This is a genomic window from Nocardia sp. NPDC050793 (assembly GCF_040654065.1).
Classification (GTDB): Bacteria; Actinomycetota; Actinomycetes; order Mycobacteriales; family Mycobacteriaceae; genus Nocardia.
The window spans coordinates 184,363-203,434 of the sequence record NZ_JBFAHG010000009.1; the positions used below are offsets into that span (position 1 = coordinate 184,363).

General features: G+C 67.1%; 13 protein-coding genes and 2 pseudogenes. 11 read left to right on the forward strand and 4 right to left on the reverse strand.

Translation table 11 applies throughout. The features are described from left to right. The first annotated feature begins 377 nt into the window (after positions 1-377). Together AB0H50_RS27680 and AB0H50_RS27685 are read left to right on the forward strand one after the other, a co-directional pair. Positions 378-662, forward strand: coding sequence for a hypothetical protein (locus AB0H50_RS27680; RefSeq protein WP_357458021.1), 285 nt, complete (start codon positions 378-380; stop codon positions 660-662). A 222-nt stretch (positions 663-884) separates the two neighbouring features. Beyond that, positions 885-1,691, forward strand: coding sequence for a hypothetical protein (locus AB0H50_RS27685; RefSeq protein WP_357458023.1), 807 nt, complete (start codon positions 885-887; stop codon positions 1,689-1,691). A gap of 793 nt (positions 1,692-2,484) precedes the next feature. Here the strand turns inward: AB0H50_RS27685 and AB0H50_RS27690 are convergent. Continuing rightward, positions 2,485-3,207 (reverse strand): GntR family transcriptional regulator, encoded by a 723-nt coding sequence (locus tag AB0H50_RS27690; RefSeq protein ID WP_357458026.1) that lies wholly within the window; start codon positions 3,205-3,207, stop codon positions 2,485-2,487. A 33-nt stretch (positions 3,208-3,240) separates the two neighbouring features. On the opposite strand from AB0H50_RS27690, the gene AB0H50_RS27695 reads away from it, so the two are divergent. Further along, positions 3,241-6,093: an FAD-linked oxidase C-terminal domain-containing protein gene (locus tag AB0H50_RS27695; RefSeq protein ID WP_357458029.1), complete on the forward strand. Its 2,853-nt coding sequence runs from the start codon at positions 3,241-3,243 to the stop codon at positions 6,091-6,093. Positions 6,094-6,211: 118 nt separating this feature from the next. On the opposite strand, the gene AB0H50_RS27700 is transcribed toward AB0H50_RS27695, so the two are convergent. Next, a complete protein-coding gene (locus AB0H50_RS27700) occupies positions 6,212-7,174 on the reverse strand; it encodes a LysR substrate-binding domain-containing protein (RefSeq protein ID WP_357458032.1) in 963 nt (320 codons plus the stop codon). Between the two features lie 182 nt (positions 7,175-7,356). Between AB0H50_RS27700 and AB0H50_RS27705 the strand changes: the two genes are divergently transcribed. From AB0H50_RS27705 to AB0H50_RS27740, 8 genes and pseudogenes are all read left to right on the forward strand, one after another. Further along, on the forward strand, positions 7,357-8,802 hold the full coding sequence (locus AB0H50_RS27705; RefSeq protein ID WP_357458035.1) for a VOC family protein: 1,446 nt from the start codon (positions 7,357-7,359) through the stop codon (positions 8,800-8,802). Continuing rightward, positions 8,799-9,024: pseudogene (locus tag AB0H50_RS27710) on the forward strand (aldehyde dehydrogenase family protein); the annotation flags it as partial. The gene AB0H50_RS27705 and the pseudogene AB0H50_RS27710, both read left to right, overlap by 4 nt. After that, positions 9,025-9,723: pseudogene (locus tag AB0H50_RS27715) on the forward strand (aldehyde dehydrogenase family protein); the annotation flags it as partial. A 32-nt stretch (positions 9,724-9,755) separates the two neighbouring features. Continuing rightward, positions 9,756-10,901: a Glu/Leu/Phe/Val dehydrogenase dimerization domain-containing protein gene (locus AB0H50_RS27720; protein ID WP_357458038.1), complete on the forward strand. Its 1,146-nt coding sequence runs from the start codon at positions 9,756-9,758 to the stop codon at positions 10,899-10,901. Between the two features lie 542 nt (positions 10,902-11,443). Then, positions 11,444-11,641, forward strand: a complete 198-nt coding sequence (locus tag AB0H50_RS27725; protein WP_357458040.1) for a hypothetical protein — start codon at positions 11,444-11,446, stop codon at positions 11,639-11,641. 412 nt (positions 11,642-12,053) lie between these two features. Further along, complete coding sequence (locus tag AB0H50_RS27730) at positions 12,054-13,220, forward strand: acetyl-CoA C-acetyltransferase (RefSeq protein ID WP_357458043.1); 1,167 nt, start codon at positions 12,054-12,056, stop codon at positions 13,218-13,220. A gap of 134 nt (positions 13,221-13,354) precedes the next feature. Continuing rightward, positions 13,355-13,723 carry a DUF3817 domain-containing protein gene (locus AB0H50_RS27735; protein ID WP_357458046.1) on the forward strand — a complete coding sequence of 123 codons (369 nt, stop codon included), beginning with the start codon at positions 13,355-13,357 and terminating at the stop codon, positions 13,721-13,723. A gap of 61 nt (positions 13,724-13,784) precedes the next feature. Then, on the forward strand, positions 13,785-14,624 hold the full coding sequence (locus tag AB0H50_RS27740) for a tetratricopeptide repeat protein (RefSeq protein WP_357458347.1): 840 nt from the start codon (positions 13,785-13,787) through the stop codon (positions 14,622-14,624). Positions 14,625-14,882: 258 nt separating this feature from the next. On the opposite strand, the gene glgB is transcribed toward AB0H50_RS27740, so the two are convergent. Together glgB and AB0H50_RS27750 are read right to left on the reverse strand one after the other, a co-directional pair. Continuing rightward, complete coding sequence (gene glgB / locus AB0H50_RS27745; protein ID WP_357458050.1) at positions 14,883-17,060, reverse strand: 1,4-alpha-glucan branching protein GlgB; 2,178 nt, start codon at positions 17,058-17,060, stop codon at positions 14,883-14,885. Further along, positions 17,057-19,060, reverse strand: a complete 2,004-nt coding sequence (locus tag AB0H50_RS27750; RefSeq protein ID WP_357458053.1) for an alpha-1,4-glucan--maltose-1-phosphate maltosyltransferase — start codon at positions 19,058-19,060, stop codon at positions 17,057-17,059. The genes glgB and AB0H50_RS27750 overlap by 4 nt, the downstream gene beginning before the upstream one ends. Positions 19,061-19,072: the final 12 nt, after the last annotated feature.

Sequence of the window (19,072 nt, forward strand, 5' to 3'; positions counted from 1 at the left end):
CACCGCCGACGCCGACTGGCTCGAACAAGCCCTCGCCGAAACCAGCAAACAGTGCAAAGGAGCAGACGGGCCGCTGACCCGAATCCGCCCCGCACCCATCCGATCACGCACCGCCCGGTCCTCCTGACCACCCGCAGCGACCAAGCCGCTGCGCACGGCCGGTTTATCGGCTGGCCGACTACCTCGACCAGCACGGCCGCACCGACCGCGCCAAAACGGTTCCGCCAATCCTGTTCTGGGAAGCCGCCGCACTCCACGTCCGCTGCGACGACCTGACGACCCTCGGCGAGGCTGCCTACAATCGCGGCGTCTACCGCGACACCGCTCAACTCTAGAAGCAGGCCACCCGCCACGGTGACACCAACGCTGCTGCAGCAGTGATCCGCCTGCTCAGTCGCCTGGGCATCCTCGATGATCAGGAGACAGAATGGATTGTTCGCCACGCCACCCTCGCCGCCAATCTGGTGGATGCGCTGAGGAAAGCGGGTGCCACCCAGCTGGTCGGTGAACTCGCCGACCGGGCCGCCAGCGAAGCCGCCCTCGATGACGGGTTCGACGTCGCCATGCTGATGGTCGCACTGAGGGAAGCGGGTGCCACCGAGCAGGTCGGTGCACTCGCCCGCAGCAGCGCTGTTCGAACAGTTCCTGAGCATCATCGATGATCCGGGGAAATTCCGATTCGGACGAGAACCCGACGAGAACGCTGTCGCCCCCTGGGCGTGGAACGACGTGGGGTAGAAGCATCTCCCTGCGGCATGCCGCACTACCGGCGTACCGGTAGCTCTGCGTATTCGATACCGAACTAATCGCCCCGGCACACGCCACCCACGCGTCCTCCTGGACGGGCGGGGGTTGACCTCAGCTACCTGTGGTTTGATCCAGGGATGACCAGCGAGGAAGCGATGCCTGCCAGCGAAGAGTTGATGTCAGACGAAGAAATTGCCGCCAAGTGGGCAGAGCTCGCACCGCTGATCGACAGGGTGACCGCCCGCATCGCTGATCCGAACGACTTTCAGGTCGGTGCGGGCTCGACGCTCGCAACTGATGACCTTCGGAGTAGCCCCTTCCAGGTAACGCACGGAGCGAGAACGAGCATTGTCGCAGCCGTTGACCACCTACATGCTGTGAAGTCGTTGATTATCGACCACGGAGTTCTCCATACGACGGCGCCGTTTTCGCTGCTGCGTGGAGCGCTGGAGAACCTGTCTGCGGCGTTCTGGGTCCTGCATCCAGATGACTCGGACGAGCGAATCACGCGAGTTCTCCGATGGCACGGCAAGAACTACAGCGACCAGAAGAAGGCGCTCGAAGCGCGGCGATCACCCGATGACATCGGATTTGAGGACAAGCTTGCCAAGCTGGACGATGTTGCGCGTAGCTGTGAGATCGATCCAAAGCTCATACGGGCCAAGGTGTTTAGCACCGATGTGGTCAGCTACGCCGATCAGAATGCGATGAAGGCGCGTGAGGTGATGCTTATTTGGCAAGTATGTTCAGGGTTCGCGCATGGACGACCATGGGCGATCATGGGTACGTCCGACAGGAAGGTATCGCCCACTGCGGATCCGGCCGTATTTGGTGCGCAGCTGACCGCGAGTATGCCGATAATATGCTGGATGACGACCGTCTCGATGCATCTCCTGGAGGACGTCCTTCGGATCTATCAACAGCGCGCTGGAGATGCGGCCTAGCGGTGGTTCGCTAGTGCGGCCATACGCAGACGTTGAAATGTCATAACGACAATTATCGGCACGGCTTTGCTGGTGAAAGCTGTTGTGCAACAAGACTTTTCGAATATGGTTGTTTCGGACGGAGGTGGGCGGATCGTGCGCCACCACCGCCAGGCCGCTGGTAGCTCGGCGAGGGGCCCGATGCCGAATGAGGAGCGGATTCAAATGGTCGGACTAGGGTCGACTTTGCCCATCCCCTGTTCTGTCACTGTGACGAAAGGCGTCGCGGACCCTCGTCGCCGCGTTGTGGGATTCTCTTCGGCGAGTTGCGAACTCGAACTGCGCACCGCAGTGTCCGCTGGTCCTCCGGCCGGGCTTCCCATATTGGGGATCGATCAGCTGGGCGATTTCGTGACAGACAGCGGGGTGCTCATCTACCGGGGCCTCCTACGCAGCTTGCGGTTGTGCTGACCTCCTCGGTACCCTATCCCCGGCTGCGCTGATCGTAATTAGCGTCGGTCGCACATTCTCGGCGCAATCCGGTATGCTACCGTGCCTTTTTCAAGTGCGCCTGGTCCGGCGGTGTGCTGGGGAGCGTCATCGACCCTTACACGTGGTCATCAAACTTTGCGCTGCAGATTGCACAGCGTGACGATACTTTGCACTGAAGCGACTTGTCAGCTGGATGTCAGTGCTGGAGTTGCAAACTCGATGTCAGAGTGCTGGCTCCTGGGGTACACACCAACTATTGGTGGCCCTATTCCCGTGGATAGTGGAATTCGATACATGCCAGGCGCACGTTGCCGCGACCTTCTCAGTTCACGATGGTTTTCCAGACTACATCGGCGCGATCGTGGTCGCCGCGAACAGCTTGCTGGACGAGCAGTTTGCCGGTGTTGACCAGGTGAGCTCGCATGGCGGCCTCGGCGCCGTCGGGATCACGGCCGAGGATCGCGGTGATGATCGGGTCGTGTTCACGGTCGATGTCGTGGAGGGTGCGGGTCGCCTCGGCGGTGGAGGCTCCGAGCAGCCGTGTCGTCTCGCGCAGTGATTTGACGATTGCGCGGGAACAGTTGTTGCCAGCGGCCGCGAGGATCAGGTCGTGCAGTCCCAGATCGTGGTGAGCGAAAGAGCTTTCGTCATCAGCGGCCGCAGCGGAGTGCATCAGTCGTTGTTGTTCGGCGAGGGCCTGCGCGAGAGCGGGGTCGGCCAGAGTCGCGGCTTTGCGCACGGCAGGAAGTTCCAGGGCCAGCCGGACGGCGAAGATCTCAGCGATCTCCTGGGGCTGGGGCAGGACGATGCGGAAGCCTTGGCGGGCTTCGAATTTGACGAGACCCGCTTCTTCGAGCCGCAGCAGTGCCTCGCGCACGGGGGTGCGCGAGACGCCGAGGACGTCGGCGAGTTGGTACACGGAGTATTTCACGCCGGGCTGCATACGTCCGTGGTCGATGGCTGCGCGGACGGCGGTGATGACCTGTTCCATGCGCCGCCCGGTCGAGGACGGCAGCGGGTCGAGTTCGAGTACTCCGTCTGCCACGACCTCACTGTAGCAATCGGCGGTGGTCGTAGCATGCTACGAATGATTGCTGTTGAGTCACTGGCCGTGAAGTTGCGTCGTTCGGGCGTCATGGATGTGCTGGCCGACGACACCACGCGGGCCGCGTACTCCTCGGATGCCTCGCTGTATCGGGTCCGGCCAGCGGTGGTGGTCCGGCCGCGTGCCAGCGACGAGGTCGCGGCGGTGGTCGAGGTGTGCCGCCGCGAAGGTGTTCCGCTGACGTCGCGGGGCGCGGGGACGTCGGTGGCGGGCAACGCCATCGGCACCGGGGTGGTGCTCGATTTCAGTCGGCACATGAATCGGGTGGTCTCGATCGACGCGGAGGCGCGGACGGCGACGGTGGAGCCCGGCACAGTGCAGATCGTGCTGCAACAGGCTGCGGCCGAATACGGGTTGCGGTTCGGCCCGGATCCGTCGACGTTCACGCGCTGCACCATCGGCGGGATGATCGGGAACAACGCCTGCGGTTCCCGCACCCTCGGTTACGGTCGCACCTCCGACAACGTGACCGGCCTCGAAGTCATGACCGGCGGCGGCGAACTGCTGCGCTTGACGTCCCCGGCGGAGGGTCTGGAGGTGTCGCCGACGTTGTCGGATTTGCGGAAGCTCACGCGCGGCGGGCTCGCGACCATCCGCACCGAGCTGGGCCTGTTCGGTCGTCAGGTTTCGGGATATGCGCTCGAACATCTGTTGCCGGAGAACGGCTTCGACGTCGCGCGGATGCTGGTGGGCAGCGAGGGCACGCTGGCAGTGACGACCCAGGCCACTGTGCGGCTGGTGTCCGAGCCCGCGCACCGGGTGCTGGTGGTGCTCGGCTATCCCGATATCGCGGCGGCCGGTGACGCGACACCGGCGGTGTTGGCGTTCGGGCCGACCGCCTGCGAGGGCATCGATTCGCGCATCGTGGACGTGGTCCGCGAGCGCCGAGGGCCGGGTGCGGTGCCCCCGCTGCCGGAGGGGGCGGCATGGTTGTTCGTCGAGGTGGCCGGCGATGATTTCGAGGCTGCGCTCGCGATCGCTCGCCAACTGGGCAGCGTGTGCGAGGCGGTGGACAGTCTGGTGGTCACCGATGCGGCGCGGGCGGCGCAGTTGTGGCGGATCCGAGCCGACGGGGCGGGACTGGCGGGGCGTAGCCCGGCCGGGCTGCCCGCGCATGCTGGCTGGGAGGACGCGGCCGTGCCGCCGCAGCGGCTGGGCGCCTACCTACGTGACTTCGACGCGCTCATGGCAGAGTTCGGAGTGACCGGATTGCCCTACGGGCATTTCGGCGATGGGTGCTTGCACATCCGCCTCGATCTGCCACTGGGCAAGCCCGCAGGCGGTGCTGTCTTCCGCGAGTTTCTGACGGCGGCCGCCAAACTCGTCGCAGGATACGGCGGATCGTTGTCGGGTGAGCACGGCGACGGCCGAGCCCGCAGCGAGCTGCTGCCGCTGATGTATTCGCCAGAGGCGCTGCAGCTGTTCGCTGCCGTCAAGCATGCGTTCGATCCGGACAACGTTCTCAATCCCGGGATCGTCGTCGACCCGCGGCCGATCGACGCGGACCTGCGCATACCGGCCGCGCGAACACTGAGTGACGGCCTGGCGTTCGCCTATGGCCACGATGGTGGTGACTTCGCGCAAGCGGTGCACCGGTGCACTGGAGTCGGCAAGTGCCGCGCGGACAATACCGCGACCGGGGGCGTGATGTGCCCGTCGTATCAGGCCACGCGCGAGGAAAAGGATTCGACGCGCGGCCGGGCGCGAGTACTGCAGGAAATGATCAACGGATCGGCCACAGCAGGGGGCTGGCGTTCGCCGGAGGTGCGTGAGGCGCTCGATCTGTGCCTGTCCTGCAAGGGGTGCGTCTCGGACTGCCCAACCGGGGTCGACATGGCCGCGTTCAAATCCGAAGTGCTGTATCAGAGTTACCGGGGCCGGATCCGCCCGCCCTCGCACTATGCGCTGGGATGGCTACCACGATGGGCACACCTGGCCAGCAAGGCACCCGGTCTGGCCAATCAGATGATGCGTATTCCTGGTGTCGGCCACGCCGCCCTCTCGCTCGCCGGTGTCGATCCGCGTCGCACGATTCCGCCCTTCGCGCGGCAGACGTTCCGGTCATGGTTCGCCCGCACGGTGGATGATCGTGCCGCTTCCGGTGATCCGGTACTGGTGTTCGTCGACTCGTTCACCAACTACTTCACCCCCGAGGTCGGTGAGGCGACCGTGCGGGTGCTCGAGGCCGCCGGATACCGCCCGCAGCTGACCGCTCAGCAGCAATGCTGTGCTCTGACATGGATCTCCACCGGGCAATTGACCGCTGCCAAGCGGATCCTCGGACGCACCATCGATAGTCTGGCGGTCAGCGCCGAGGCGGGTATACCCATCGTCGGAGTCGAGCCCTCCTGTACCGGTGTGCTGCGTTCGGATGCCGCCGAACTGCTGCACACCGCAGCGGCGGGTCGAGTCGCGCAAGCCACCCGGACGCTGGCGGAACTGCTAACCGCGCGCGGCTGGGAGCTTCCCGCACTGACCGGAACATCCGTTGTAGCGCAACCGCATTGCCACCATCACGCCGTGATGGGGTGGGACAGCGACGCGGCACTGCTCACCCGCGCGGGGGCCCAGGTCCAGCGGCTGGGTGGATGTTGCGGCCTGGCTGGGAACTTTGGCGTCGAAAAGGGCCACTACGAGGTGTCGGTCGCCGTCGCCGAACAGCAGTTGCTGCCAGCGGTGGCCGCAGCCGACCCGCAGACGGCCATCCTCGCCGACGGTTACTCCTGCCGCACCCAGCTGGCGGAGCTGACCGAACGCCGAGGGATGCACCTGGCGCAGCTGCTGGCCGCCGCACTCGATGACGCGGCAGGCGCCGACCGTCCCTGACGGCGCTACCGATCGGTGACAGGGACTGCCGCCAGGGCAATAAATCTATTGCGAGCCATCGCCCGGAGTGGAGGGACCGCGATCGTGGTCTCGACCCGCCTGCCGCGGCGCGGCGTACCTATTGCATGGCTGCCGGTGCCGAGCCGGTGGGACCTGCCGTGATCGGATGAGCGGTCGAGGAGTCGACGACGGTGCGGGTGATGGCGGTGATGGCGTCGACCGTCGGGCGCAGGTCGGCACCGACGAGGCGGATCAGCACGATGCGGCGGGTGAGCTGCTGTTCGAGCTCGACTCGCACGATCGGCACCGAGGGATTGAGTTCGACCATCATGTCGGTGACGAAGGTTGCTCCCAGCCCACGCCCGGCCAGCGCGAGGGCGACCGCTGTATCGGCGACCTCGTGACGGACCAGGGGCTCGAAGCCCTCGTGTCGGCAGGCTGTACGCAGAGCGCGCCCGAACGGGGTGGTCTGCGGCGGCATGATCCACACCCAACGCCGCGTTTCCCTCAGATCGATGCGTGTGTTGGTGCGCATGCCGTAGGCGCCGGCGGCGACGGCCAAGCCCAGCCGTTCGGTGCGCAAGGTGATCATTTCGACGTCGGGGTCGCGCGGCATGGGGGAGTTCGCGTAGTCCAAGCCGAAGGCGACGTCAACCTCGCGGCGGCGCACCGCCGCGACGACCTCGTCGACGTCGAGTTCGCGGCTGCTCAGATCGAGGTCAGGATGACGCTGCCGCGTGGCCGCGACCACGGGTGGTAGTAGCGCTGCGGCCGTACTGCCGAAGGTGCCGAGCCGCAGCGGCCCGGCCACCTCGGCACCCACCGCCCGCAGCGCGTCGAGCGCTTGCTGTTCGGCATGCAGGATCCGATCGGCGTGCTGGGCCAGCACCGTCCCGGCATCGGTCAGCACCACGCGTCTACCCATGGGCGTGATCAATTGTGCGCCAACGCTTTTCTCCAGTGCGGCGATCTGCTGGGAGACCGCCCCCGGGGTGTAGCCAAGCTTCTGGGCGACCGAGGCCATTGTTCCCGACAGCGACAACTCCCGGAGTGCGGCCAGCTGCCCCAGGTTCAGATTCATACAGGAATTCTAAACGATTTACGACAGTAACTATCGCTGGTGCTATCGGTTTGGTGTCGGGAGGATTCGATACGCGGACCCAGTGGAGCGCAGCCGCCCCTCCTCTCGTGCCCGGTGCCGATAGGTGAGCGCTCCACTGCGGTCCGCACCCGAATTCCGTATCCAACCTTGGAGTTGACTGCATGCCGAGCATCCAGCAGTGGGAGCTACGCGCCGAGTTCGCCCGGCGGCTCTCGCACCTGTATGGCCGGGAAGTACCCGCGTACACCACCCTGGTCGACGTCTCGCAGGCCGTGAACGAAACCGTGCTGTCGAGCATGGGTGCCCACGCCGAGCGGTTGGGGTCCATTGCCCGTGTCACCGCCGAACGACACGGAGCCATTCGCGTCGGCACGCCGCGGGAGATGGCGCAGGTCGCCCGAATCTTCGCGGCGATGGGAATGTACCCGGTCGGGTTCTACGACCTGCGGGATGCCGCCGCCAGCTCGGTGCCTGTGGTGTCGACCGCGTTCCGGCCGATCGCCCCGGAGGAATTGGCGCGCAACCCGTTTCGGGTGTTCACCTCACTTCTGGTGTCCTCGGACCGCCGGTTCTTCAGCGCTGATCTGCAACAGCGGCTGGAAACGTTCCTGGCCCGGCGCACGCTGTTCCCGCCCGAGCTGCTGACTCTGGCCGACCAGGCCGAGCGCCACCACGGACTCGATGTTGCCGACGCCCAGCGATTCCTAAAGCTGGCCACCGCGGCGTTCACGTTGTCGGCCGAGCCCGTCGACCGGACCTGGTACGCAGAACTCGAGCAGGTGTCGTCGGTGGCGGCCGATATCGGCGGAGTCACCAGCACCCACATCAACCATCTCACCCCGCGGGTGCTCGACATCGACGACCTGTACCGGCGCATGGACGCACGTGGCATCGAGATGATCGCCGCCATACAAGGTCCGCCCTGCTGGCACGGCCCGGACCTGTTGTTGCGCCAGACCTCCTTTCGCGCCTTGGCCGAACCGCGCAGGTTCCGTGAGCCGGACGGCAGCGTCAGCACCGGTACGCTGCGCGTGCGATTCGGAGAAGTCGAAGCGCGCGGTATCGCGGTCACCGCTCGTGGACGACAGGTCTACGAACGGCTCGCCGCCGAAATCGAGCACCGTGTCGCGACCGCCGGGGCTGGAGCTCCGACCGGCGCCGCGCAACGCAACGAGATCGCGGCGGCAGTGTGGAGCCAGCAGGTGCCGACCAGCGAATACGGTCTGGCGTTGCACGATCTGGCCTATTTCACCTTTCGTGTCAATCCGCACAAACGGCCCGACGGCCGGGTTCCGGACCGCTCGCTGAGCGAGCTGATCGACCACAGCTGGATCGTTCCGGAACCGATCGTTTACGAGGACTTCCTCCCCAAATCGGCAGCCGGGATCTTCCAGTCCAATCTGACCGGCGACGGCCACAAGGACACCACCCAGACCAGCGCGGCCATCGACGTAGCGTGGATGGAAGCCGTCGTCGAACGCACCCTGCACGACCCCTACGCACTTTACGACGACATCCGCCGCGACTCGCTGATCCAGGTGGGCCGCGATCTCGGCGTCAGCGGCCCGATCGCCATTCCCTCCACCCCGCAAGGAGTCATCCGATGAGCACCACCGACACCATCTCCGTGCCGACCACCGAGCAGCTACGCCGCATCGCTCGCGAGAGCCTGCAGCGCTGCGGCGTCGACGCCGCGGAGACGGGCACGAAGGCGACTATCACGGCCAGTTCTCCTGTCACTGGAGAGGAGTTGTTCGACTTCCCCGCCGCCGACGCCACCGATGTGGACGCCGCGATCCAGGCCGCCCACGAAGCGTTCCTGCAGTGGCGCCCCGGTGGACCTGGCCGCTCGCGGCATCGTGTTCGCCGCCGCCGGCACCGCCGGATAGCGCTGCACCACCATGCGGCGGCTCATCGTGCACGAATCCATTGCCGAGGAACTGCTGACTCGCATCGTGGAGGTGTACCGCTGCCTGCCGATCGGCGACCCATTCGCTGACACCACGCTGGTCGGGCCGCTGATCGACGGTAGGTCGTTCACGACCATGACCGACGCTCTCGCCGAGGCCCTCGCACAAGGCGGCGACATCGTGATCGGTGGCAACCGTCGGCCCAGCACAACAGACTCGTATTACGTCGAGCCCGCGATCGTCCGCATGCCCGCACAGACCGCCATCGTCGAACGCGAAACGTTCGCTCCGATCCTCTACGTCCTCACCTACCGGACCCTCGATGAAGCGATCGCCCTGAACAACGCCGTGCCACAAGGCTTGTCGTCGTCGATCTTCACCACCGACCAGCGTGAAGCCGAACAGTTCGTTGCCGCCGACGGCTCGGACTGCGGCATCGTCAACGTCAACATCGGAACCTCCGGCGCCGAAATCGGCGGCGCATTCGGCGGAGAGAAGACCACCGGCGGCGGCCGCGAATCCGGCTCCGATGCGTGGCGCGCTTACATGCGCCGCGCCACCAACACCATCAACTACTCCCACGAACTGCCACTGGCCCAAGGCGTCACCTTTGCCTGACTCTGGCACCCGCCTCGCACAAGGAACCACACATGTTCGAACTGATCGACGAATGGGGCCCGGAGAAGATCGTCTGTGTCTCCGACGCCCGCACCGGCATGCGCGGCGTGCTGGTCATCGACAACACGGCCCGCGGTATGGGCAAAGGCGGCACCCGCATGACGCCCACCGTCAGCGTCGGTGAGGTCGCGCGCCTGGCCCGCAACATGACCTGGAAATGGGCCGCGGTGGACCTGTTCTACGGCGGCGCGAAGGCTGGAATCCAGGCCGACCCCACCGCTACCTCGAAAGAAGCCGTGCTGCGGGCCTTCGTTCGAGCACTGCGCAATGAAGTCCCCGAGGAATACGTCTTCGGGCTTGATGTCGGGCTCACCGAAAACGATGCCGCCATCATGCTCGATGAGATCGGCGGGCGCGGCGGGGCTGTTGGAACCCCGCACGCACTCGGCGGCCTGCCCTACGACCAGCTCGGCGTCACCGGGTACGGTGTCGCCGAATCCGCGGACGCCGCAGCACGAACACTCGGCCTGGATACCGCCTTGCTGAGCGTGTCTATCCAGGGTTTCGGCGCAGTCGGCGCCGCCACCGCGAAAAGACTCTCCGAACTCGGCGCCACAATCGTTGCCATCTCGACTTCTCACGGCGGCATCCACAACCCCAACGGACTCGACGTCGCAACCCTGCTCGAAATGCGTGAGCAGTACGGAGACAACCTCGTCGGCCACTACACCGACGCAAAACCGCTCGCCCTTGGCGAGGAACTTTCAGTCACCGCAGACCTCCTTGTCCCCGCCGCCCTGCAGGACGTCATCGACGAAGACCTCGCACGAGCTTTGCCAGCCAAGATCGTCGTCGAAGGTGCAAACCTGCCAAGCAGTCCAGCCGCCCAGCAGGTGCTGTTCGACCGCGGGATCACCGTTGTTCCGGACTTCATCGCCAATGCTGGCGGAGTCGTGGCCGCAGCGGTCGCGATGGATGCCCGCTATTCCGGAATCCGACCCGAACCGGCGGCGGTGTTCGACACCATCTCCAACAAACTGCGTGTTAGCACCACAGCCACGCTGGCCGCGTCGGGAGCCGCGAAGCGACCAACGCACGAGGTCGCGCGCGCCAGCGCGCGAGCACGCGTCCATGAGGCCATGGCGCTTCGCGGAGGCCGACCTGTCAATTCTCCGTGATACCCGCGAGGGCATCCTGTGGCACTCAACCTGGCAGGGGCTCCGCCCCGACAAGTCCCCGACCGAAGTTGAGCGCGAGGACTGGCCCCGCAACACCTGAGCCGTCGTTTGCGCATCGATTGCGGTCGGCGCGGTGGGCACGGTGGCAGCGCAGTTTTTGGTGAACGCGCCGGTGGCGATCCTGACCGCCGCACAGTACTTCAACTACCATCAACCAGCCGTTCACCCCGGGAGCGGCCAAGTAGCTGGTGGGAAGCCCCAACGTGAAGCGCGTTGGGGGACAGGTGGTCTCGCCCGGTTACTCCCCTCCGACCGGGCGAGACTATCCACCTCGACCAACACCCGCCGCGGCGGGGACGCCGCTTGTATCCAGAGGGAAGCACCGACGCGGCCCCACCACTGTCGGACACGACACCTGATGAGCCACGCATCCCGAGGACGGAGGCGCCAGATCGCGGCCAGAGTACGTTCCCGTCACAGCAACGAAATCGATTGGCGACACGATGTTTTCGTACGAATCACCGCGCCCCCTGGAGCCCGATGTGACCGTCCAGGTCCATTGGTCCGACATCCACGGCGAATGCCTGGATCTGTTCTACCGGGCGTGCGTCACCGCCGCTCGACGATTCGTGGCCGCGTTCAACGAGACCCACGCCGAGGACATCGCCATCGTCTACAGCCGAGTCGGACCGCGCTTGCTGCCCCGCCTGCCTTGTGAACGAAACTGGTCAATTCCCTGATGACCTCCACCGACCGACCCCAGCACGAACCAACTCCCGCCACTGGCATCGAGAACAGGCGTTACCCGACACATGACAGTTCTGGCCCCCGTCGCCGCGGTCGAATTGGCTATCTACCTCGGTACCGCCTGGTTCGTCAGCGGCGCACACTCAACATCGGCAACGGAGCGGATCACTCGGAACTGCGGCCGATGGAGGCGATTCTCGGCATCAACCGCGGACGCAACGGCGACAGCCGACAGAACTACCGGTCCGAATAGATCACCTTCCCGCTAGGCACTGCTGGCGCACCGGTGACCCTTCAGCCCAGTCCACTCCCCTACACCGAACTAAGGACAGTGCACGTCTGTGCGCGGACAACCTCGCACGCTCGAAGCACCCCGAAAGGACCCTGTAATGAACCACAGCCTCGGTGATCGTCTCCGGTGCACGCACCCCGGTCGGCAGGCTGCTCGGCGGTCTGAAGGACTTCACCGGGTCCGATCTCGGCGGTTTCGCGATCAAGGCCGCGCTGGAGAAGGGCGGCGTCGCGCCCGAGCAGGTCGACTACGTGATCATGGGTCAGGTGCTCACCGCGGGCGCGGGCCAGATCCCGGCCCGGCAGGCGGCGGTGGCCGCGGGCATCCCGATGGATGTGCCCGCCCTGACCCTGAACAAGGTGTGCCTGTCCGGCATCAACGCGATCGCGCTCGCCGACCAGCTGATCCGCGCCGGCGAGTACGAGATCGTCGTCGCAGGCGGTCAGGAGTCCATGAGCCAGGCACCGCACCTGCTCGAAAAGAGCAGGGAGGGCTTCAAGTACGGCGATGTGACGCTGCGCGACCACATGGCCTACGACGGCCTGCACGACATCTTCACCGACCAGGCCATGGGCGCGCTCACCGAGCAGCGCAACGACACCGACAGCATCAGCCGCGAGGAGCAGGACGCGTTCGCGGCGGCCTCGCACCAGCGCGCGGCGGCGGCGTGGAAGAACGGTCTGTTCGACGAGGAGGTCGTCCCGGTCGCGGTGCCGCAGCGCAAGGGCGACCCGGTGCTGGTGAGCACCGACGAGGGCATCCGCGCCGACACCACCGCGGAGTCGCTGGGCAAGCTGCGCCCGGCCTTCCGCAAGGACGGCACCATCACCGCGGGCACCGCCTCGCAGATCTCCGACGGCGCGGCCGCGGTGGTCGTGATGAGCAAAGAGAAGGCGCAGCAGCTGGGCCTGAGCTGGATCGCCGAGATCGGCGCCGCAGGCGTCGTGGCCGGTCCTGACTCCACCCTGCAGGACCAGCCCGCCAACGCCATCGCGAAGGCCTGTGCGCGCGAGGGCATCTCGCCCGCCGACCTGGACGTGGTCGAGATCAACGAGGCGTTCGCCGCGGTCGGCATCGCGTCGGCTCGCAAGCTGGGCATCGACACCGAGAAGGTGAACGTCAACGGTGGCGCCATCGCCATCGGCCACCCGCTCGGCATGTCGGGCGCGCGGATCGTGCTGCACTTGGCGCTGGAGCTCAAGCGCCGCGGCGGCGGTGTCGGCGCCGCCGCGCTGTGTGGTGGCGGCGGTCAGGGCGACGCCCTCATCATCAAGGTCTAGTTTTCCCGAGCGTCGCGTCCGGTGCATTCTCCGCGCCGGACGCGACGTTCGTCCTATCGGCGCGTTCCGCCAGGGGAAGCGATGTGACGTGTTCAACTACGACCCGTCGTAGTGCATGCGGCACAATGGGGCGCATGGGTTTCTTCGATCTGCGCAGCGTCGCCGGTAGATTCCGATTCTTTGCGGTGCTCGAGGCACTGTCCTGGCTGGGGCTGCTGGTGGGCATGGCCTTCAAGTACATCCCCGACCAGGGCAACGAGATCGGCGTGAAGATCTTCGGCCCGGTGCACGGTGCCATCTTCATCCTGTTCGTGCTGACCTCGCTGCTCGCCGCGCGAGAGCTGAACTGGAATTGGAAGACCCTCGTCCTCGCGCTGCTGTCCAGCATTCCGCCGTTCTGCACGGTGATCTTCGAGGTCTGGGCGGTGCGCACCGGCAAGCTGGGCGAGCTGAGCACCGCCGACGCGACACCCGCCGCGGAAGCCGTTCGCGTCCCGTCGTGACAAACTGGAAACCGTGACTCGACCTGCCGCACGCCGTCCCTCGCCCGCCGTCGCCGCCGCCATGTCCGGGGCGGTCGATCTGTCCAGTCTGAAGCAGCCGCCCGCCGGTGCGGCCGGCGGCGACTACGCGGTCGGCGAGGCGGACTTCGAGACCAAGGTACTGCGCAGGTCGATGCAGGTTCCGGTGGTCGTCGCGCTGTACTCGCAGCGCAGCCCGGGCAGCGTCGAGCTGGTCAGGACTCTGGAGCGGCTGGTCGCGTCCGACGGCGGCACTTGGGAGCTGGCCACCGTCGAGGCCGAGGCCAACATGCGCATCGCGCAGGCGCTGCGGGTGCAGGGCATCCCGACGGTGATCGCCATCGCCGCCGGGCAGCCGCTGGCCGATTTCGAGGGCGCGCAGCCCGAGCCGCAGGTCCGGCAGTGGCTCGACGCGGTGGTCGACGCCGTCGCGGGCAAGCTCGAGGGCGGCGCGGCCGAGCCGCAGCCCGCTGAGGACCCGCGCTTCACCGCCGCCGAGGACGCGCTCGAGCGCGGTGACCTGGCCGGCGCTGAGGCCGCCTACGAGGCGATCCTGGCCGCGGAGCCGAACAACGAGGAGGCCAAGGGCGCGTTGCGGCAGCTGCGTTTTCTGGCCAGGGCCCAGCAGGTGCCCGATTCGGCGCTCGCGACCGCCGACCAGGACCCGGCGAATGTCGACGCCGCCATCGACGCCGCCGACCTGGAACTGCTCAACCAGCAGCCGGAAGCGGCGTTCGACCGGCTGATCGCCGTCGTCAAGCGCACCGCGGGCGACGACCGCACCAAAGCGCGCACCCGCCTGCTGGAGCTGTTCGAGCTGTTCGATCAGGCCGAGCCCTTCGTGGTGGCGGCTCGCAGGAAGCTCGCCGCCGCGCTGTACTGATCGGCGACCGATCCCGTGCTCGGCGACTGATTCGCGACCGATGCACGGGCGGGCGATTCCGCTGGGCGACGAATACCCGCGCCCGGTGGAATCCACCGACCGGTCGTCCAGGCCGCCGATTCCCCCCAGACGCCCGGAGCGATTGCGCGCCGGGCGTCTTTGCGTCGGGCTTTGCCGATCAAACCAGCCGATCAGGCCGGGCTGATCGGACGCGTTGCCGGTGGCTGATCGGACTGTGGCCATCAGGCGGGCGACCGATCAGGCGGGCGGCCCCGCCAACCACACCGCACTGTTCGGCGCGAGTGCGACGCTCGCCGAGAACGGGCGGCCGTGCCAGGGGATCTCCTCGGTCTTCACCGCGCCGTAATTGCCGATTCCGGAACCGCCGTACTCCGCCGCGTCGGTATTGAGGATCTCGGTCCACTCGCCCGCGATGGGCAGGCCGACCCGGTATTCGCCGTGCACCGAGCCGGAGAAGTTGTGTACGCACGCGACCACCGATCCGTCCGCGCCGTAGCGCAGGAACGCCAGCACGTTGTGTTCGCGGTCGTCGGCCTCCAGCCAGGAGTAGCCGCCGGGTGTGGTGTCCTGGCTCCAGAACGCCGGGTGGGCGCGGTAGACCGAGTTGAGGTCGCGCACGGCCGCGGCGATGCCGGAATGCAGCGGATTGTCCAGCTCCGCCCAGTCCAGGCCGCGATCGTGCGACCACTCGCGGAACTGGCCGAAATCCTGGCCCATGAACAGCAGCTGCTTGCCGGGATGGGCCCACATGTAGGCCAGCAGCGCACGTACGCCCGCAGCCTTGGCGAAATCGTCACCCGGCATCCGCGTCCACAGCGTGCCCTTGCCGTGCACGACCTCGTCGTGGCTGATCGGCAGCACATAGTTCTCGCTCCAGGCGTACATCAGCGAGAAGGTGATCTCGTTGTGGTGCCAGGAGCGGTGGATCGGATCCCGGCGCAGGAAGCCGAGGGTGTCGTGCATCCAGCCCATGTTCCACTTCATGGTGAAACCGAGGCCGCCCACGTCGGTGTTGCGCGTGACGCCGGGCCAGGTGGTGGATTCCTCGGCGACGGTGATCACGCCGGGGTGGTGGCGGTGCACGGTGTCGTTGAGGTCCTGCAGGAAGTCGACGGCTTCCAGGTTCTCCCTGCCGCCGTGCACGTTCGGCTCCCAATCGCCTTCCCGGCGTGAGTAATCCAGGTAGAGCATGGAGGCGACCGCGTCGACGCGCAGGCCGTCGATGTGGAATTCCTCGATCCAGTAGCGCGCGTTGGCGACGAGGAAGTTGCGCACCTCGTGCCTGCCGAAGTCGAAAATGTAGGTGCCCCAGTCGAGTTGCTCACCGCGGCGCGGGTCGGCGTGCTCGTAGAGCGGGGTGCCGTCGAAGCGGGCCAGCGCCCATTCGTCGCGGGGGAAGTGGGCGGGCACCCAATCGAGAAGTACGCCGATGCCCGCGCCGTGCAGGTGGTCGACGAAGGCGCGGAAGTCGTCGGGGGAGCCGAAGCGCGCCGTCGGTGCGTAGTAGGAGGTGACCTGATAGCCCCAGGAGCCGCCGAACGGGTGCTCGGCGATGGGCAGCAATTCGACGTGGGTGAAGCCCGTCGCCCGCACGTAATCCGCCAGCTGCACGGCCAATTCGCGATAGCCGAGGCCGGGCCGCCACGACCCGAGGTGCACCTCGTAGACGCTGATCGGCGCCCGGTTGGGATCGGTCGCGGCGCGGCGTTCGAGCCAGTCGGCGTCGCTCCAGGTGTAGTAGCTCTCGGTGACGACCGACGCGGTCGCGGGCGGCTGTTCGGTGGCGAAAGCCAGCGGGTCGGCGTGGTCGACGGTGCGCCCGTCGGCGCCGTGCACCCGATATTTGTACTTCTCGCCGACCGCGATGCCCGGGACGAAGACCTCCCAGACACCCGACGTGCCGAGCGCGCGCATCGGCGCGGTATTGCCGCTCCAGCCGTCGAAATCGCCGATCACGGTGACGCCGCGGGCATTCGGCGCCCACACCGCGAACGAGGTGCCATCGACCGGGCCGTCCAGCGTGGTGTAACGGCGCGGGTGAGCGCCGAGCACGTCCCACAGTCGCTCGTGGCGGCCCTCGCCGATCAGGTGCAGGTCGAGTTCGCCGACGGTGGGCAGGAAGCGATAGCCGTCGGCGGCGACAATGGTCGGTCCGCCCTGGTAGGTCGTGACGACTCGGTAGTCCATCAGGTCCGGATACGGCAGCACCGCCGCGAATATCCCGTACCCCAACGGTTTCAGCGCGTGGTCCATCCCGCCGACGCGGACCGCGACCGTGTCCGCGTGCGGGCGCAGCACCCGCACGACCGTCCCGTCCGGATGCGGATGCGCGCCGAGGACGGTGTGCGGATCGTGATGGGTGCCCGCCGCGAGCAACATCAGATCGCGGCGGTTGATGGTGGCCCCGCGGGTCATCGGAGCGACCGCCGGTAGGCCAGCTCCAGTCGCGCTGGGGCGGGCACCGGCGGCAGTGCGATGATGTGCGCGACCGCCTTGGCCGGATCGAGGCGCACGTAATTCGTCTGCGCCCAGTGGTATTCCTCGCCGCTCACCTCGTCGACGACCACCGGGTGGTCGTGCCATTCGCGGCCGATGGCGGGCAGATCGAGCGAGATGAAGCCCCACTCCGCGCCGTAGGGGTTCAGGTTCACCACCACGAGCACCGCGTCGCCGCTGACCGGATCGAACTTGGAGTACGCGAGCAGTGCGTCGTTGTCGACGTGGTGGAAGTGCAGGCAGCGCAGCTGTTGCAGCGCAGGGTGGGCGCGGCGGATCTCGTTGAGCCTGGTCAGCCACGGTTCCAGCGATTCGCCGCGGGCCAGCGCCTCGGCGAACGGGCGCGGGCGCAGCTCGTATTTCTCCGAGTCCAGGTACTCCTCGCTGCCCGGACGAACTGCCTGGTGCTCGAACAGTTCGAAACCGGAGTACACGCCCCAGGTCGGCGCCAAGGTGGCGGCGAGCACGGCACGGATGGCGAACATGCCCGGCCCGCCGTGCTGGAGGCTCTCGTGCAGGATGTCGGGGGTGTTGACGAAGAGGTTGGGGCGGGCCTCGTCGGCCTTGGCGGCGAGCTCGCTGCCGAATTCGGTGAGCTCCCACTTCGCCACCCGCCACGTGAAATACGTGTAGGACTGGCTGAATCCGCGCCGGGCCAGGCCGTAGAGGCGGGCCGGGCGGGTGAACGCCTCGGACAGGAAGATCACGTCCGGATCGGTGCGCCGCACGGTGGCTATCAGCCACTCCCAGAAGTCGGCGGGCTTGGTGTGCGGGTTGTCGACGCGGAAGATCTTGACGCCCAAGCCGATCCAGTGCCGGACGACGCGCAGCACCTCCGCGTAGAGCCCGTCGGCGTCGTTGTCGAAGTTGACCGGGTAGATGTCCTGGTACTTCTTCGGCGGGTTCTCGGCGAAGGCGATGGTGCCGTCGGGCAGTGTGGTGAACCACTCCGGATGGGCGGCGACCCAGGGGTGGTCCGGCGCGCATTGCAGCGCCAGATCGAGGGCGACCTCCATGCCGAGTTGACCGGCGGCGGTGACGAATTCGACGAAATCGGCCTCGGTGCCGAGCGTCGGGTGCACGGCGTCGTGTCCGCCGTCCCGCGAACCGATCGCCCACGGCGAGCCGACGTCGCCGGGCTCGGCGGTCAGCGCATTGTTGCGGCCCTTGCGGTTCACCTCGCCGATCGGGTGGATCGGCGGCAGGTACACCACGTCGAAGCCCATGCCCGCGATCCGGGAGAGCTCCTTGGTCGCGGTGGCGAAGGTGCCGTGCGCGGGCTTGCCTTCGGCGTCCCAGCCGCCGGTGGAGCGCGGAAAGAACTCGTACCACGAGCCGTACAGCGCGCGGTTCCGCTCGACCTGCACGGTGTGCTGCGGGCCACGGGTCACCAGGTCGCGCAGCGGCGTGGCGTGCAGGATCTCGCCGACTTCCTCGGAGAACGCGGGCGCGACCCTGGCGGGCAGCTGCTCGTCGCTGCGCAACGCCGTCGCCACCGCGCGCAGCTTCTCGAACGTGGCCTTCGGCAGCGCCTGCGCGGCCCGCTCGAACAGCCGCGCGCCGAGCTCGAGGTCGTTGGCCAGATCGACGGCGCTCTGCCCGACCGCGAGCTTGACCTCCACCGCGTGCCGCCAGGTCGCGATGGGATCGCTCCAGCCCTCGACGCGGAAGGTCCACGTGCCGGGCAGGTTCGGGACGAAGGTGGCGTTGAAGACGTCGGGCTCGAAGTCCGGTGTCATCCGGATTCGGGTGGCCCGCGCCGATCCTGGAGCGCGCACCGTGAGCGTGGCGGCGACCGCGTCGTGTCCCTCGCGCCACACCACGGCGCGCACCGGGAACACCTCGCCCACCACGGCCTTGGCCGGGCGGCCGCCGGGGATGGACGGGGCGGTGTCATCGATGGCGATGCGGCCGGTCACGTGGACCAACCT

Excerpts from the sequence above, each read along its gene's own strand:
- AB0H50_RS27685 (WP_357458023.1), top strand. The coding sequence starts at position 885 with ATGACCAGCGAGGAAGCGATGCCTGCCAGCGAAGAGTTGATGTCAGAC.
- AB0H50_RS27695 (WP_357458029.1), top strand. The coding sequence starts at position 3,241 with ATGCTACGAATGATTGCTGTTGAGTCACTGGCCGTGAAGTTGCGTCGT.
- AB0H50_RS27700 (WP_357458032.1), bottom strand. The coding sequence starts at position 7,174 with ATGAATCTGAACCTGGGGCAGCTGGCCGCACTCCGGGAGTTGTCGCTG.
- AB0H50_RS27705 (WP_357458035.1), top strand. The coding sequence starts at position 7,357 with ATGCCGAGCATCCAGCAGTGGGAGCTACGCGCCGAGTTCGCCCGGCGG.
- AB0H50_RS27720 (WP_357458038.1), top strand. The coding sequence starts at position 9,756 with ATGTTCGAACTGATCGACGAATGGGGCCCGGAGAAGATCGTCTGTGTC.
- AB0H50_RS27735 (WP_357458046.1), top strand. The coding sequence starts at position 13,355 with ATGGGTTTCTTCGATCTGCGCAGCGTCGCCGGTAGATTCCGATTCTTT.
- AB0H50_RS27740 (WP_357458347.1), top strand. The coding sequence starts at position 13,785 with ATGTCCGGGGCGGTCGATCTGTCCAGTCTGAAGCAGCCGCCCGCCGGT.
- glgB (WP_357458050.1), bottom strand. The coding sequence starts at position 17,060 with ATGACCCGCGGGGCCACCATCAACCGCCGCGATCTGATGTTGCTCGCG.